This is a genomic window from Delftia acidovorans NBRC 14950 (genome assembly GCF_001598795.1).
Taxonomy (GTDB): domain Bacteria; phylum Pseudomonadota; class Gammaproteobacteria; order Burkholderiales; family Burkholderiaceae_C; genus Comamonas; species Comamonas acidovorans.
Genome location: NZ_BCZP01000005.1, coordinates 133,503 through 147,986 on the forward strand (window position 1 = coordinate 133,503; position 14,484 = coordinate 147,986).

The following is a 14,484-nucleotide window of genomic DNA, read 5'->3' on the forward strand; positions in this document are numbered from 1 at the left end:
TCCAAGGGCCGCTACCGCTGCGGCGCGGCCTCCAGCGCCGCAATCCCCGCCCGCGCCACCTCCGCATCCTCTGCCGGCTTCACCCCGCTGACGCCCACGGCGCCCAGGCAGTGGCCCTCCCTGCTGATGGGCACGCCGCCTTCCAGCAGGCCCTGCAGCGCGGGCACGCTCAGGTAGGCGGTACGGCCACCATTGATCATTTCCTCATAGAGCCGGCTTTCCTTGCGGCCCAGTGCTGCGGCGTGGGCCTTGGCCGGCGCGATGTGGGCCGAGGCCGGTGCCGCGCCGTCCAGGCGCTGCAGCCACAGCAGGTGGCCGCCGTCATCGGCGATGGCGATGCTGACGGCCCAGCCGCGCGCCGTGGCATGCGCCTCGGCGGCCTGGGCGATGGTCTTGATGTCCTGGAGGTCCAGGCAGGGTTTGTGCTTCATTTTTCGGGCCTTTTGCAGGATGGATCAGGCGGTCAGCGCACGTCCAGCAGACTCTCCAGCAGCCGCGCCACATGCACGGCTTCGCGCGCAGCGCCGTCGGCGATCTGGTGGCGGCAGCTGGTGCCGTCGGCCACGACGATGGCCTCGGGGCGCTGGCGGATGGCCGGCAGCAGGGCCGCCTCGGCCATGTCCATGGAGACCTGGTGGTGGCTGGCCTCGTAGCCGAAGCTGCCGGCCATGCCGCAGCAGGAGCTTTCGATGAGCTCGGGCTGGGCGCCGGGAATCAGCCGCAGCACGTCGAGGATGGGGCTGACGGCGCCAAAGGCCTTCTGGTGGCAATGGCCGTGCACGAGGATGGGCGCCTCGGCGGCGCGCAGCGGCAGCGCAAAGCGGCCGGCCTTCACTTCGCGGGCAATGAATTCCTCGAACAGCAGGGCCTGGGCGGCAACGGCCTGCGCAGGCTCGCCCAGGCCCATGACCAGGGCTTCGTCGCGCAGGGTCAGCAGGCAGGAGGGCTCCAGGCCGACGATGGGGATGCCGGCGCGGGCCAAGGGCGCCAGGGTGTTGATCAGCGCACCGGCGCTGGCCTTGGCCTGCTCGACCATGCCGGTGGCCAGGTAGGTGCGGCCGCAGCAGTGGTGGCCGCCGCCTTCTTTGGCGGACTTGCTGGCGGTGTGCAGCGCATAGCCGGCCGCCTGCAGCACGCGCGCGGCGGCCAGGGCGTTTTCGCTCTCGAAGGTGCCGTTGAAGGTGTCCACGAAGAGCACGGCCACGCGCTCGCCGGCCGCCGCGCGGGCCAGGGCCTGGTCGCGGTCAAGGAAGGTATGTGCTTCGGGCGCGCGCCAGAAGGTGTCGCTGCGCCAGGCCGGCAGCGAGCGCCGGGCGGACAGGCCCAGCAGTTTTTCGCCCAGTTGGCGCAGCACGGGCAGGCGGTTGCGCAGGTTCAGCAGCCAGGGCATGCGGCTGGCCGTGGCCGCGTAGCGCGGCAGATGGGCGACCAGCCGGTCCTTGAGCGTGTGGCCATGGCGGGCCTTGTAGTGGGCCAGGAATTCCACCTTCATGCGGGCCATGTCCACGCCCGTGGGGCAGTCGCGCCTGCAGCCCTTGCAGCCCACGCACAGGTCCATGGTGTCGTGCAGGGCCTCGCTGGTGAAGGCGTCCGGCCCCAGCTGGCCCGAGATGGCCAGGCGCAGGGTGTTGGCGCGGCCGCGCGTCAGGTGCTGCTCGTCGCGCGTGACGCGGTAGCTGGGGCACATGGTGCCGGCGTCGAACTTGCGGCAGTGGCCGTTGTTGTTGCACATCTCCACGGCCTTGGCAAAGCCGCCCGTGACGTCGCCGCCCGTGCCGGGCGCCGTGGTGACCTCGGTGACCGGGTCGGCCTGCACGTTCCAGGCCGACCAGTCGAGCACGGGCGTGATGGGAATGCGCCGGTAGGGCTGGGGGGTGTCGGCGGGCGCGAAGCGGAACAGCCGGCCATCGTCCATCTTCGGCGTATCGATGATCTTGCCGGGGTTGAAGAGGCCCTGGGGATCGAACTCCTGCTTGATGGCGCGCAGGGCCTCGGTGATGGCGGGCCCGAACTGCCAGGCAATCCACTCGCCGCGGCACAGCCCGTCGCCGTGCTCGCCGCTGAAGGCGCCCTTGTATTTGCGCACCAGTTCGGCCGCTTCCTCGGCAATGGCGCGCATGCGCGCCGCGCCGTCGGTGCGCATGTCCAGGATGGGCCGCACATGCAGCGTGCCCACGGAGGCATGGGCGTACCAGGTGCCCCGGCTGCCATGGCGCGCGAACACTTCGGTGAGCGCATCGGTGTACTCGGCCAGGTGCTGCAGCGGCACGGCGCAGTCCTCGATGAAGCTCACGGGCTTGCCGTCGCCCTTGAGGCTCATCATGATGTTCAGCCCCGCCTTGCGCACTTCCCAGAGGTTTTTCTGGGCCGCTTCCTCGGGCATTTCCACCACGCTGCCGGGCAGGCCCAGCTCGCCCATCAGCTCCACCAGCTGGCGCAGACGCGCCAGCAGCGCGGCGCGGTCGTCGCCGGCGAATTCCACCAGCAAGATGGCGGCCGGGCGGCCGATGAGGGCGGTCTCTATGGTGGGCTTGAAGGCCGGGTTGGCCAGGCCCAGCTCGATCATGGTGCGGTCCACCAGCTCGACGGCCGTGGGGCCCAGCTTCACGATGTGCTGGGCCGAGTCCATGGCCGCGTGGAAGGTGGGAAAGTTCACCACGCCCAGCACCTTGGCGCGCGGCAGCGCGCTGAGCTGCAGGGTGAGCGAGCGCGTGTAGGCCAGCGTGCCCTCGGCGCCTATCAGCAGATGGGCCAGGTTGACGCTGCCGTCGGCCGTGTAGGGCCGCTCGCTCTGGTTGTCGAAGATATCGAGGTTGTAGCCGGCCACGCGGCGCATGACCTTGGGCCAGTGGGCGTGAATGTCCTCGCGGTGCTGTTGCGCCAGCCCGTGCACGAATTGCGCAATGCGCGCCGCGCGGCCCGTGGCCTGGGCCACGGGGCCGAAGTCCAGCAGCTCGCCATCGGCCATCCAGGCGCGGGCGCCGCGCACGTTGTGCACCATGTTGCCGTAGGCAATGGAGCGCGAGCCGCAGGAGTTGTTGCCCGCCATGCCGCCCAGCGTGGCCTGGGCGCTGGTCGATACGTCCACCGGATACCACAGGCCGAGCTTCTTGAGCCGGGCGTTGAGGTGGTCCAGCACCAGGCCGGGCTCGACCTCGGCCGTGCCTGCATCAGGGTCCACCGAGAGGATGTTGCGCAAATGCTTGCTGTTGTCGATCACCAGGGCCGCGCCCGTGGTCTGCCCGCACTGGCTGGTGCCGCCGCCGCGCGGCAGCACGGGCACCTTCAGCTCGCGGGCGATCTGCAGGGCCGTGGCGATGTCTTCTTCGCAGGTGGGCACGAAGACGCCCACCGGCATGATCTGGTAGATGGAGGCATCGGTGGCATAGCGCCCGCGCGAGGCGGCATCGAACAGGACCTGGCCGCGCGTGTCCGAGCGAAGGCGCCGCGCCAGCGCCTGGCTGACATCGTTGGAGGGCAGCACCGTGCCGGGAGCGGGCACGGTGTCGTCGGGGGAAGCGGCAAGGCGGTGCGTGGATTCCATCAGCATGGCGGCTCTCATTCGTTCATGGTTCGTGGGTAGATCTGGCCTGCCTTGAGCAGGGCGATGACGGTGTCGCGCTTGTGCTCCAGGTGGGCGACCAGCACCTGGCGCAGCGCGGCGGCATCGCGCGCCTGCAGCGCCTCCAGCATGCGTTCGTGCTCCTGGACGGCGCGCTTCCACTTGGCCGCGTCCTGGTTGGTGCGAAAGCGCAGCGACTGCACGCGGGCGTTGATGCGGCCATAGGTCTCGGCCAGCACGGGGTTGGCGGCGGCGCGGTTGATGGCCGAGTGGATCAGCGCATTGAGCCGGTAGTAGCCGGACAGGTCCTGGCGCGCATGGCTGGCCAGCATCTCGAAGTGCAGGGCCCTCACCTCGGCCAGTTGCTGCTCGCTGATGCGCTGCGCGGCCAGCTCGCCCGACATGCCCTCCAGCCCCGCCAGCACCTCGAAGGTCTGCAGCACATCGGCCTCGCCCAGCCGCACGGCCACGGCGCCGCGGTTGGGCACCAGGTCCACCAGCCCTTCGGAGGCCAGCAGCTTGATGGCCTCGCGCAGCGGCGTGCGCGAGACGCGCAGCTGCTCGCACAGCGCGCGCTCGTTGAGCTTGGCACCGGGCGGTATGCGCCCCTCCACCAGCCAGGTGCGCAGCCGCGCCGCCACCTGGTCATGCAGGGCAAGCCGCGAAATCTCGATGATCTCCGCCATGGATTCTCCTGGTCGAATGAATTTTGCATTCATTTTTACGCAAGCATTTCTCAAGGCATTCATGGTTATCACCAAGGCATTTATGAATTTTGAATGCAAAAATTCGCAAACACCCTCCCCCCGCAGACCGACCTGGCATTTCCTTGAAAGGGACGCACCATGCTTACGCTCGACAACCATCCCACGGGCCGCCACTTCCTCCAGATCCCCGGCCCCAGCCCGGTTCCCGACCGCATCCTGCGGGCCATGAGCCTGCCCACCATCGACCACCGGGGGCCGGAGTTCGGCCAGCTCGGCCTGAAGGTGCTGGCCGGCATCCAGCAGGTCTTCAAGACCCGGCATCCGGTGGTGATCTATCCGGCCTCCGGCACGGGCGCCTGGGAGGCGGCCCTGATCAACACGCTCAGCCCTGGCGACCATGTGCTGATGTTCGAGACCGGCCACTTCGCCTCGCTGTGGCAGAAGATGGCCACGCGCCTGGGCCTGTCCACCGAATTCCTGTCCTATGGCGGCTCCGATGAGCACCTGCCCCAGGCGCCGGGCTGGCGCCATGGCGTGCAGGCCGGCCTGATCGAGGCACGGCTGCGCAAGGACACGGAGCGCCGGATCCGCGCCGTGTGCGTGGTGCACAACGAGACCTCCACGGGGGTGACCTCGGACATCGCCGCCGTGCGCCGGGCCATCGATGCGGCGGGCCACCCGGCCCTGCTGCTGGTGGACACCATCTCGGGCCTGGCCAGCGCCGACTACCGCCACGATGAATGGGGCGTGGACGTGACCATCAGCGGCTCGCAAAAGGGCCTGATGCTGCCGCCCGGCATCAGCTTCAACGCGCTGTCGGCACGTGCGCTGGAGGCCGCCAAAAGCGCGAAGCTGCCCAAGTCGTTCTGGGCCTGGGACGAGATCGTGGAGATGAACCAGACCGGCTACTGGCCCTACACGCCCAACACCAACCTGCTGTACGCCCTATCCGAATCGCTGGACATGCTGCTGGCCGAAGGGCTGGACACGGTGTTTGCGCGCCACCAGCGCTGGGCGGCCGGCGTGCGCGCCGCCGTCCAGGCCTGGGGCCTGCCCATCCAGTGCGCCGATCCGCAGGTCTACTCGCCCGTGCTCACCGGCGTGATCACGCCCGAAGGCGTGGATGCCGACGCCCTGCGCCGCCTGATCCACACGCGCTTCGACCTGTCGCTGGGCGCGGGCCTGGGCAAGCTCAAGGGCCGCATGTTCCGCATGGGCCACCTGGGCGACAGCAACGACCTCACGTTGCTGGCCATGGTGGCGGGCGTGGAGATGGGCCTGAAGCTGTCCGGCATCCGGCTGGCCGGCAGCGGCGTGCAGGCGTCCATGGATTACTTCGCTGCTCACGCCGCAGCCGGTGCGCTGCGCAAGGCCGCCTGAACCCATCGGCCCCGCGCCGAAAACCCTTGGCAGAGCCGGAGCACATGGCTCGCCCCCTTGATCGTGGATTGCACCAATACCAGGAAATAACAGGAGACAAGAGACATGACATCGCCCCGCAACCGCCTGGCGGCAACTGCCGTCGCCACCCTCGCCGCCACCGCCCTCTGCGCCCTCTCAGCCCCTGCCGCCTGGGCGCAGTGGAAGCCCGCCAAGTCCGTCGAACTCGTCGTGCCGTTCTCGGCCGGTGGCGCCTCGGACCAGATGGCGCGCGTGATCCAGGCCATCGTCACCAAACACAAGCTGATCGAGCAGCCCGTGGTCATCCTCAACAAGGCGGGCGCCTCCGGCGCCGAGGGCATTCTGGACGTCAAGGCCTCGGCGCGCGACCCGCACAAGCTGCTGGTGGCCTCCACGGCCATCTTCACTCTGCCCATGGCCACGGCCCTGCCCTTCCAGTGGCGCGACCTGAATCCCGTGGCCATGATTGCCCAGGACCAGTTCGTGCTCTGGGTCAATGCCGAGACCGGCTACCAGACGCCCGCCGACTACCTGGCCGCAGCGCGGCAGGCCGGCGGCAAGTTCAAGATGGGCGGCACCAGTTCCAAGCGCGAGGACCAGATCATCACCGCCAACATGGAACAGGCCGCCGGCGTGAAGTTCACCTACATCCCCTACAAGGGCGGCGGCGAGGCCAGCACCCAGCTGGTGGGCAAGCACATCGACTCCAACGTCAACAACCCCAGCGAGTCCATGGCGCAGTGGCGCGCGGGCCAGGTGCGGGCGCTTTGCGTGTTCGACACGCAGCGCATCGAGTACACGGCCAAGGTCACGGGCAGCCAGGCGCTGTCGGACATCCCCACCTGCAGGGAGCAGGGCCTGGATGTGCAATACACCATGCTGCGCGGCTTCTTCCTGCCGCCCGGCACCACGCCCGAGCAGGCGCAGTTCTATGCAGGCGTGATGCACAAGGTGGTGGCCACGCCCGAGTGGAAGGAGTACCTGGAGAAAAACGCGCTCAAGCCCGAGTACATGACGGGGCAGGCCTTCGTGGACTTCCTGGCCAAGGACGAGACGCGCCACCTCGACATCATGAAGAAGGCCGGTTTCCTGTCGGCCAGCGTGGCCGCCGCCGCCAAGTGAGGAGCCGCGCCATGGACACCGCCATCCACCTTGCCCCGCCCTCCTCCAATGCAGCGGCAGCAGCAGCCCCGGCCCAGCCCTCCAGCGCGGCCACCGAATCCATCCCCGCCACCGAAGCCCAGGCCCCCGGCCTGTCCCGCCGCCATGTGGAGTACGGCGTGGCCGCCGTGCTGCTGGCGCTGGCTGTGCTCGTGGTCTGGGACAACCAGCGCATTGGCGCGGGCTGGAGCGACACCGGCCCGCAGGCCGGCTACTTCCCGCTGCGCGTGGGCGCCGTGCTGGGCATCTGCGCCATCGCCGTCTTCGTGCAGGCGCTGCGCAGCCGCAGCCAGGAGCAGTTCGCCAGCTGGCTGCAGCTCAGGCGCGTGGCCCAGGTGCTGCTGCCGCTGACGGCCTACATCGCCGTGATCGCGCCGCTGGGCATCTACGCGGCCTCGGTGCTGTTCATCACGGGCTTCATGGTGTTTGCGGGCCGCTATGCCTGGTGGAAGGCCGTGGCGCTGTCGGGCTTCACCAGCGTGCTGCTGTTCTACGTCTTCGAGATCCAGTTCAAGGTGCCCCTGCCCAAGGGTCCGCTTGAAGCCTGGCTCGGCTATTGACCCCTGTCGCCGCCACGGAGCAACACCATGGACGAACTCCAATACCTTGCGCACGGCTTCGCGGCCGTCACCACCTGGCAGAACACGGGGCTGATGCTCACGGGCATCCTGCTGGGCATCGTGGTCGGCGTGCTGCCGGGCCTGGGTGGCCCCAACGGCGTGGCCATCCTGCTGCCGCTGACCTTCGGCATGTCGCCGACCTCGGCCATCATCCTGCTGTCTTGCATCTACTGGGGGGCGCTGTTCGGCGGCGCCATCACCTCGGTGCTGTTCAACATCCCGGGCGAGGCCTGGTCGGTGGCCACCACCTTCGACGGCTATCCCATGGCCCAGCAGGGCCACGCCGGGGCGGCGCTGACCACGGCCTTCACGGGCTCGTTCATCGGCGCCATCTCGGGCGTGATGCTGATCACCTTCCTGGCGCCGGTCGTGGCCTCGTTCGCGCTGCAGTTCGGGCCGCCGGAGTTCTTTGCGGTCTTCTTCCTGACGTTTTGCTCCTTCATCGGCATGGGCAAGGAGCCCAAGGCCAAGATCGTGGCCGCCATGGCCGTGGGCCTGCTACTGGCGGCCGTGGGCATGGACACCATCTCGGGCGACCTGCGCATGACCTTCGGCTCCACCGAGCTGCTGCGCGGCTTTGATTTCCTGGTGGTGGTGATCGGCCTGTTCGGCATCAGCGAAATCCTGATGACCATCGAGGAAGGCCTGGCCTTCAAGGGCAAGAAGGCCTCCATCGACCTCAAGGTGGTGTTCAGGACCTGGGCCCAGCTGCCGCGCTACTGGCTGACCATGCTGCGCTCGGCCCTGGTGGGCTGCTGGATGGGCGTGACGCCGGGCGGCGCCGTGGCGGCCAGCTTCATGGGCTACGGGCTGGCCAAGAAGTTCTCGCGCGACCCCGACAGCTTCGGCAAGGGCAACCCCGAAGGCGTGCTCGCCCCCGAGACCGCCGCCCACGCGGCCGGCACCTCGGCCCTGCTGCCCATGCTGGCCCTGGGCATTCCGGGCTCGGCCACGGCGGCCGTGCTGCTGGGCGGGCTGATGATCTGGGGGCTGCAGCCCGGCCCGCTGCTGTTCACCGAGCAAAAGGACTTCGTCTGGGGACTGATCGCCAGCATGTACCTGGGCAACATCGCCGGCCTGGTCATCGTCATGGCCACCGTGCCACTGTTCGCCGCCATCCTGCGCGTGCCGTTTTCCATCGTCGCGCCCATGATCCTCATGGTCTGCGCCATCGGCGCCTTCACCGTCCACGGCAACGCCACCGACATCTGGCTCATGCTGGTCTTCGGCGTGGTCGGCTATGTCTTCAAGAAGCTGGACTATCCGCTGGCGCCCATGGTCCTGGCCATCGTGCTGGGCGACCGCATGGAAGACGCCTTCCGCCAGAGCATGCTCTCCAGCCAGGGCGAGCTGGGCATCTTCTGGCACAACGGCCTGTCGGGCACCATCACCACGCTGGCCCTGCTGATGCTGGTGTGGCCGCTGCTGGGCAAGTTGCGGGCGATGGCGTTCGGGAGCCGAGCTGTGGCGGCCTGAGACGCTAATCCCTGTACCGCTTCTTGCGAAACGCCAGCCAGGCGGCGATGACGGTGAAGGCGATCACGATGGACACCACGATCCAGAAGCCGTGCTCGTGCTCTGCCAGCGGTATGCCGCCCACGTTCATGCCGAACAGGCCGGCCAGGATGTTGATGGGCAGGGCCAGCACGGTGACCACGGTCAGCACGAAGAGGCTGTTGCTGTTGTCCTCGTTCACGGCGGCGGCCACTTCTTCCTGCAGCAGCTTGATGCGGTCCTGCAGGGTCTGCATGTCGCGCAGCATGAGCGAGAACTCCTCGCTGGCGGCGGCCAGGCCGCGGCGGTCGTCCTCGCCCATCCAGGCGGGGGGCTGCTGCAGCAGGCGGAACAGCGCGGCCGGCTCGGGCGCCAGCAGGCGCTGCAGGCGCACCAGCAGCCGGCGCAGCCGGCCCAGGTGGGCACGCGGATGGTGGTAGCGCTGCGCGATGATGGCGTCTTCGATGTCGTCCACGCGCGCCGTGGTCTCGCGCACCACCTTGACCAGCACGTCGGCCTGGGTGCGCATCAGGTGTTCCAGCAGCTCGGCCGTGCTGGCGGGGCTGTCGCCCTGGCGCACGCCGGCACGCAGCGCATCGACCGAGCGCAGCGGCTGGGTGCGCGCGGTGACGACCAGGCGCTCGTCCAGGCAGATCCACAGCGTGGCGATGTCGGCCGACTCGAAGTTGAACTCGAAATTCACATCGTTGAGCACGGCGACCAGGGAGTCATCGGAGCGCTCGATGCGCGTGGAGGCCAAGCCCTCGCGCAGCGTGGTGTAGAAGACTTCGGGCAGCGCGGCGTGGCGCTGCAGCCAGCGCAGGGACTGGGTATTGGCCAGGTTGAAGTGCAGCCACAGGAAGTCGCGCCGGCCGGGCTCGGTGAGCGGACGCTCTCCACCCAGCCACTGCGCGGCCGACTGCGCCGTCATGGCCTCCACACGCCGCTGCGTGTCGCAGAAAAACCGCCAGCCGCAGATCAGGCCTGCGTCTTCATTGGCCTGGGCCAGGGGGGAGGCTGCGTCAGTCATGGATGGGTGGGGCACCTGCGGGGAGTGGCCTGCGCGGGCCGGACAAGTGCGGGATTCTTGGCCGCCTCCATGACAGAGGTGTGACAACTGTCACGGAGTCGTCATCCGGGGGGTCTGCCCCCCAGTCGGGGGTGCGGCGCAGGCCTCAGCACATCACGACGTTCTCCAGTGTGAACGAGAACGGCGTGGACCCGGCGCCCGCACCGCCGCCTCGCATCACGATGTCGGCGCGCGAGATGCCCAGCAGGGAGATCTCGGTGTTGATGTCGCCCAGGATGGCCGAGTTCATGACCTGGCCCTGTTCGATCTGCGAGACCACCCCGATCCAGATGGAGGGCTTGAATTCGAAGACGGCCTTTTGCTGGGGGGCAATCGCGGTCTTGACGGCCAGCAGCCGGCCGTCCTTGTAACAACTGGCATTGATGGCGCCCCGGGGCAGCGAGTTGAGCACCTGCACTTCGTTGGAGCTTGCGCCATAGCCTGCGGGCGCCAGGCGATCGCCGCTGCTGCTCAGGGACAGTTGGAACTGCTGGCCGAACTGCGCCTCCAGCTGGGGCGTGTGGTTGCCATAGCTGTCGCTGGCACCGACCTGCAGGCCCAGCGGGAAGGTGAACGGGTGGTTGTCGCCCTGGCCGCAGTACTTGATGACCCGCCAGGCCACGGCCAGTTCCTCGAAATCGCTGGCCACGTTTTTCTGGAAGATGACGATCTGCGAGTTGTTTGCGTCGTTCGATTGATTGACGAAGTTGAGTTGAACGCCCATGCATCTCTCCTGATGGATCAAAAAAGCGCTGCGGCGCTTTCTGCTGCCCCGCCGTGCGGGCGCAAGCGCACTGTAGGGAACAACGATCCTTCAGAAAATTACGCCTGATTACATCCCGCCCCCTCCACCGGGAACGGCCCAGACCCGCCCGCCGCCCACAGCAAAGCACTGGAGGCCAGGACCGGGCGGCAGGCTGGCCATGCCCGTGAACAGACCGAAGGCCGGCAGCAGGGTGAAGCCGGCATGGACGGCAAAGCACGGCAGGCGCAGCGCATCGCGCCCCGGGCCGCGCAGCACGACGGCGGGGTGGACATGGCCGGCCAGCACATGGCAGGCAGGAGCCTCCTGCGGGTAATGGCAGCCCGCGAATGGCCCCAGGCGCCAGGGTTCGTCCACCACGCCGATGCCCAGCGCGGACGGCGGGTCGCCCGCATGGCTGTCGTGGTTGCCACGCACCAGGACCACCTCCAGCGCCGCGTGGCGGCGTCGCCAGTCGGCCAGGGCGGCCAGCACGGACGGCGTGCGGGCCTGCGCGGCATGCAGGAAGTCGCCCAGAACGACCAGCCGGCGCACCGGCAGGCCCTGCAGCAGCGCCGACAGCCTGTCCAGGTTGCCCTGGGTGGTGCCGGCCGGCACGGGAATACCGCGCGCGCGGAAGGTGGCGGCCTTGCCAAGGTGCAGGTCGGCAATGAACAGCGTGCCCTGGGCGGGCCACCACAGGGCGTGCTGGGCCAGCAGGTGGACGGGCTCGCCCGCCAGGAGGATGCCCAGGCTGCCGGCCAGGGCGTCGGGGGAAAAAGGACTTGGCAACGGTGCGTGGCCTTTCATCAGCGGTGCAATGGTTCTACAGCAGCGGCAAGGGCCGCGAGGGCTTGCGTACGCGGCGCGGGCGGCGGCTGGTGGCATCGGCCTCGGGGCCGTCGGTGGCCTGCAGCGAGAAATCCAGCGTACGGCGCACGGCGGCCGTGTCCTCGTCCAGGGCGGGGCGCTGGTCTGCCTTGGGCTTTTTCCGTGGACGCAGCGGTGGATCGGGCGGGACTAGGTCCTGCGTGCGCGGCTCGCTGGCTGCACCGCCGGCGTCTGCCGCCTCGTGCAGCTGGGCCAACATGCGCGCGATGCGGTCGGCCAGGTGCTCGTTGGTGAGCTTTTCGCGAAAGCGCTCCACCATCAGCGGAAAGGCAAACGGGCTGGGCCGGCGCAGCGCGCTCACCACCAGCTGCTGCGCCTGCATGCGGCGCAGCGCGGCCAGCAGCTGGGCCACGTCCAGCTCCTGGCTCAGCACTTCCTCGTCGGCCTGGCGCAGCAGCAGGTTCATGTCGTCGTATTTGCGAAAGACCTCGAAGAAGAGCTGGGCCGAGGCCTGCAGCTGGCGCGCGCTGCGGCGCTCGCCCGGGTGGCTCTGGAAGATCAGGCCCGAGACGCGGGCGATCTCGCGGAAGCGCCGCCGCGCCATCTCGGTGGCGTTGAGGCTGGCCAGCACTTCGTGCAGCAGGGCATGGCGCGCGTCATCGCCCGCCAGGTGGGCGTCGTCGGCGGCCTGGTCCCAGTGGCGGTCGGCATTGGCGGTATTGCGCATGGCGCCCGCCTCCGTGGCGGAGACACGTCCGGGCGCCGCCACGGCCTGCACCGGCTCAGCGCGCAGCAGTTCGGGCAGCATGGCGGCCCAGTCACGCTCGGTGGCGCTCAGCAGCTCCAGCCCGTAGTCGTTGACGGCGATGGAGAAGGTGCCCGTCTCGCCCTGCGCGGCGCGCCAGGCCAGCAGGCTGGCCAGCCCCGTATGGGCATGGCGGCCCGCAAACGGGTAGAGGAAGAGATGCCAGCCTTCGCGCGTGCGCAGGGTTTCGGCCAGCAGCGTGCCGGGCGTGGGCAGGGCCGACCAGCGCTGCTGCACCTCCAGCAGGGGGCGCACGCAGCGCAGCTCGGGCGAGTGGTAGTCGCCCGCTGCCGCCAGCGCCAATTGCTGCACCACGAAGTCGGCCAGCACGGTGGACAGCGGCATGCGCGCGCCCGCCCAGCGCGGCACGGTGGGCCGCGTTCTGGCGGCGCGGCGCACGTAGGCGGTCATGTCCTCGATGCGCACCAGCTCCAGCACCTGGCCCGCGAAGACAAAGGCATCGCCGGGCGACAGGCGCGACAGAAAGCTCTCTTCCATGCTGCCCAGCCGCGCGCCGTGCAGGATCTGCACGCTCATGCTGGCGTCGCTGACGATGGTGCCGATGTTGGCGCGGTGCCTGCGCGCCAGCCGCGCGTCGGGCATGCGCCAGATGCCCTCCCCGTCGGGCCGCACGCGCTGATAGTCGGGATAGGCGGCCAGCGAGGGTCCGCCCCGGTGCACGAAGTCCAGGCACCACTGCCAGACCCCAGGCGCCAGCCCGGCGTAGGCAACGGTGCGGCGCACTTCGGCATACAGCTCATCGGGCACGAAGCCGCCGCCCAGGGCCACGGTGGCCAGGTGCTGCACCAGTACGTCCACGGGCTGGCGGGGGCTGGCGCGCATTTCCACCTGCTGCGCGCGCACGGCGGCGCGGGCGGCGGCGGCCTCCACCAGCTCCAGGCTGTGCGTGGGCACCAGAGTGATGCGCGAGGGCCGGCCCGGCGCATGGCCCGAGCGGCCCGCGCGCTGCAGCAGCCGTGCAATGCCCTTGGCCGAGCCGATCTGCAGCACGCGCTCCACGGGCAGGAAGTCCACGCCCAGGTCCAGGCTGCTGGTGCAGACCACGGCCTTGAGCGTGCCGGCCTTGAGCCCGGCCTCCACCCATTCGCGCACACCCCGGTCCAGAGAGCCATGGTGTATGGCCAGCAGCCCGGCCCAGTCGGGCCGGGCCTCCAGCAGCGCCTTGTACCAGAGCTCCGCCTGCGAGCGCACATTCACAAAGACCAAAGTGGAGCCTGCCGTGGCCTCCAGCTCGCGCACCACGGCCGGCAGCATGGCCAGGCCCAGGTGGCCGGCCCAGGAAAAGCGCTCGGGCCGGTCGGGCAGCAAGGTGTCCACCACCAGGCGCTTGTCCACCTGGCCCTGGACCAATACGCCGGGCCGCGGCTGGCCATGGTCGTCCAGGCCCAGCAGGGTCTGCATGGCTTCGTCCAGATTGCCCAGCGTGGCCGACATGCCCCAGACGCTCAGTTGCGGGCTCCAGCCGCGCAGCCGTGCCAGGGCCAGCTGCAGTTGCACGCCGCGCTTGTTGCCCAGCAGCTCGTGCCATTCATCGGCCACCACCAGGCGCACGGAGCCCAGCAGCTCGCGCGCATCGGCGCGCGCCAGCAGCAGGGACAGGCTCTCGGGCGTGGTGACCAGCACGGTGGGCAGCTGGCGCGACTGCGCGCTGCGCTCGGCGCTTCCCGTATCGCCCGTGCGTGCGCCCACGGTCCAGCGCGCCAGCGCGGGATGGCACTGGGCCAGCGCCTCCAAGGGCGTCTGCAGCGCCTTGAGCGTGTCGGCCGCCAGGGCGCGCATGGGCGTGATCCAGAGCACGGTCAGCGGCGCGGCGGCGGGCTTTCTCCTGCTGGATGGGGCTTGGGCAGGGGCCTGGGCAGGCGCCTTGGAGGCCTGCGCAAAGGCCTGCAACGCGCCCAGCCAGACCGCATAGGTCTTGCCTGCGCCCGTGGTGGCATGCAGCAGGCCGCTGTGGCCCTGGGCCAGCGCCTTCCACACGGCGCGCTGGAAGGCAAAGGGCTTCCAGCCCCGTGCGGCAAGCCAGGCGGTGGCGAGGGGGTGGGGGGAACGGGTGGCCATGGCGCGGTGCGTC

At 69.4% G+C, this 14,484-nt stretch carries 11 protein-coding genes; 4 read left to right on the forward strand and 7 right to left on the reverse strand.

The window, feature by feature from the left end:
• Positions 1 to 11: 11 nt before the first annotated feature.
• The 3 genes from DA1_RS08205 to DA1_RS08215 are packed head-to-tail and all read right to left on the reverse strand — an operon-like array spanning position 12 to position 4,248.
• Positions 12 to 431 carry a heme-binding protein gene (locus DA1_RS08205; RefSeq protein ID WP_034392287.1) on the reverse strand — a complete coding sequence of 140 codons (420 nt, stop codon included), beginning with the start codon at positions 429 to 431 and terminating at the stop codon, positions 12 to 14.
• A 32-nt stretch (positions 432 to 463) separates the two neighbouring features.
• Positions 464 to 3,550 carry an FAD-binding and (Fe-S)-binding domain-containing protein gene (locus DA1_RS08210; RefSeq protein ID WP_034392284.1) on the reverse strand — a complete coding sequence of 1,029 codons (3,087 nt, stop codon included), beginning with the start codon at positions 3,548 to 3,550 and terminating at the stop codon, positions 464 to 466.
• An 8-nt stretch (positions 3,551 to 3,558) separates the two neighbouring features.
• The gene (locus DA1_RS08215; protein ID WP_012204897.1) at positions 3,559 to 4,248 is read right to left on the reverse strand and encodes a GntR family transcriptional regulator; all 690 of its coding nucleotides are present in this window, start codon (positions 4,246 to 4,248) and stop codon (positions 3,559 to 3,561) included.
• A 159-nt stretch (positions 4,249 to 4,407) separates the two neighbouring features.
• Between DA1_RS08215 and DA1_RS08220 the strand changes: the two genes are divergently transcribed.
• The 4 genes from DA1_RS08220 to DA1_RS08235 all read left to right on the forward strand — a co-directional run bounded on the left by DA1_RS08220 (position 4,408) and on the right by DA1_RS08235 (position 8,927).
• A complete protein-coding gene (locus tag DA1_RS08220) occupies positions 4,408 to 5,649 on the forward strand; it encodes a pyridoxal-phosphate-dependent aminotransferase family protein (RefSeq protein WP_034392281.1) in 1,242 nt (413 codons plus the stop codon).
• A gap of 105 nt (positions 5,650 to 5,754) precedes the next feature.
• Positions 5,755 to 6,792, forward strand: a complete 1,038-nt coding sequence (locus DA1_RS08225; protein WP_034392278.1) for a Bug family tripartite tricarboxylate transporter substrate binding protein — start codon at positions 5,755 to 5,757, stop codon at positions 6,790 to 6,792.
• 11 nt (positions 6,793 to 6,803) lie between these two features.
• Positions 6,804 to 7,391 carry a tripartite tricarboxylate transporter TctB family protein gene (locus tag DA1_RS08230; RefSeq protein ID WP_080736838.1) on the forward strand — a complete coding sequence of 196 codons (588 nt, stop codon included), beginning with the start codon at positions 6,804 to 6,806 and terminating at the stop codon, positions 7,389 to 7,391.
• Positions 7,392 to 7,418: 27 nt separating this feature from the next.
• Complete coding sequence (locus DA1_RS08235) at positions 7,419 to 8,927, forward strand: tripartite tricarboxylate transporter permease (protein ID WP_034392275.1); 1,509 nt, start codon at positions 7,419 to 7,421, stop codon at positions 8,925 to 8,927.
• Between the two features lie 4 nt (positions 8,928 to 8,931).
• On the opposite strand, the gene DA1_RS08240 is transcribed toward DA1_RS08235, so the two are convergent.
• The 4 genes from DA1_RS08240 to DA1_RS08255 form a co-directional block, all read right to left on the reverse strand.
• Positions 8,932 to 9,975 carry a transporter gene (locus DA1_RS08240; RefSeq protein ID WP_034392272.1) on the reverse strand — a complete coding sequence of 348 codons (1,044 nt, stop codon included), beginning with the start codon at positions 9,973 to 9,975 and terminating at the stop codon, positions 8,932 to 8,934.
• Between the two features lie 145 nt (positions 9,976 to 10,120).
• Positions 10,121 to 10,738, reverse strand: coding sequence for a hypothetical protein (locus tag DA1_RS08245; protein ID WP_034392269.1), 618 nt, complete (start codon positions 10,736 to 10,738; stop codon positions 10,121 to 10,123).
• Between the two features lie 108 nt (positions 10,739 to 10,846).
• On the reverse strand, positions 10,847 to 11,566 hold the full coding sequence (gene pdeM / locus DA1_RS08250; protein ID WP_034392266.1) for a ligase-associated DNA damage response endonuclease PdeM: 720 nt from the start codon (positions 11,564 to 11,566) through the stop codon (positions 10,847 to 10,849).
• 16 nt (positions 11,567 to 11,582) lie between these two features.
• The gene (locus tag DA1_RS08255) at positions 11,583 to 14,471 is read right to left on the reverse strand and encodes a ligase-associated DNA damage response DEXH box helicase (protein WP_034392264.1); all 2,889 of its coding nucleotides are present in this window, start codon (positions 14,469 to 14,471) and stop codon (positions 11,583 to 11,585) included.
• Positions 14,472 to 14,484: the final 13 nt, after the last annotated feature.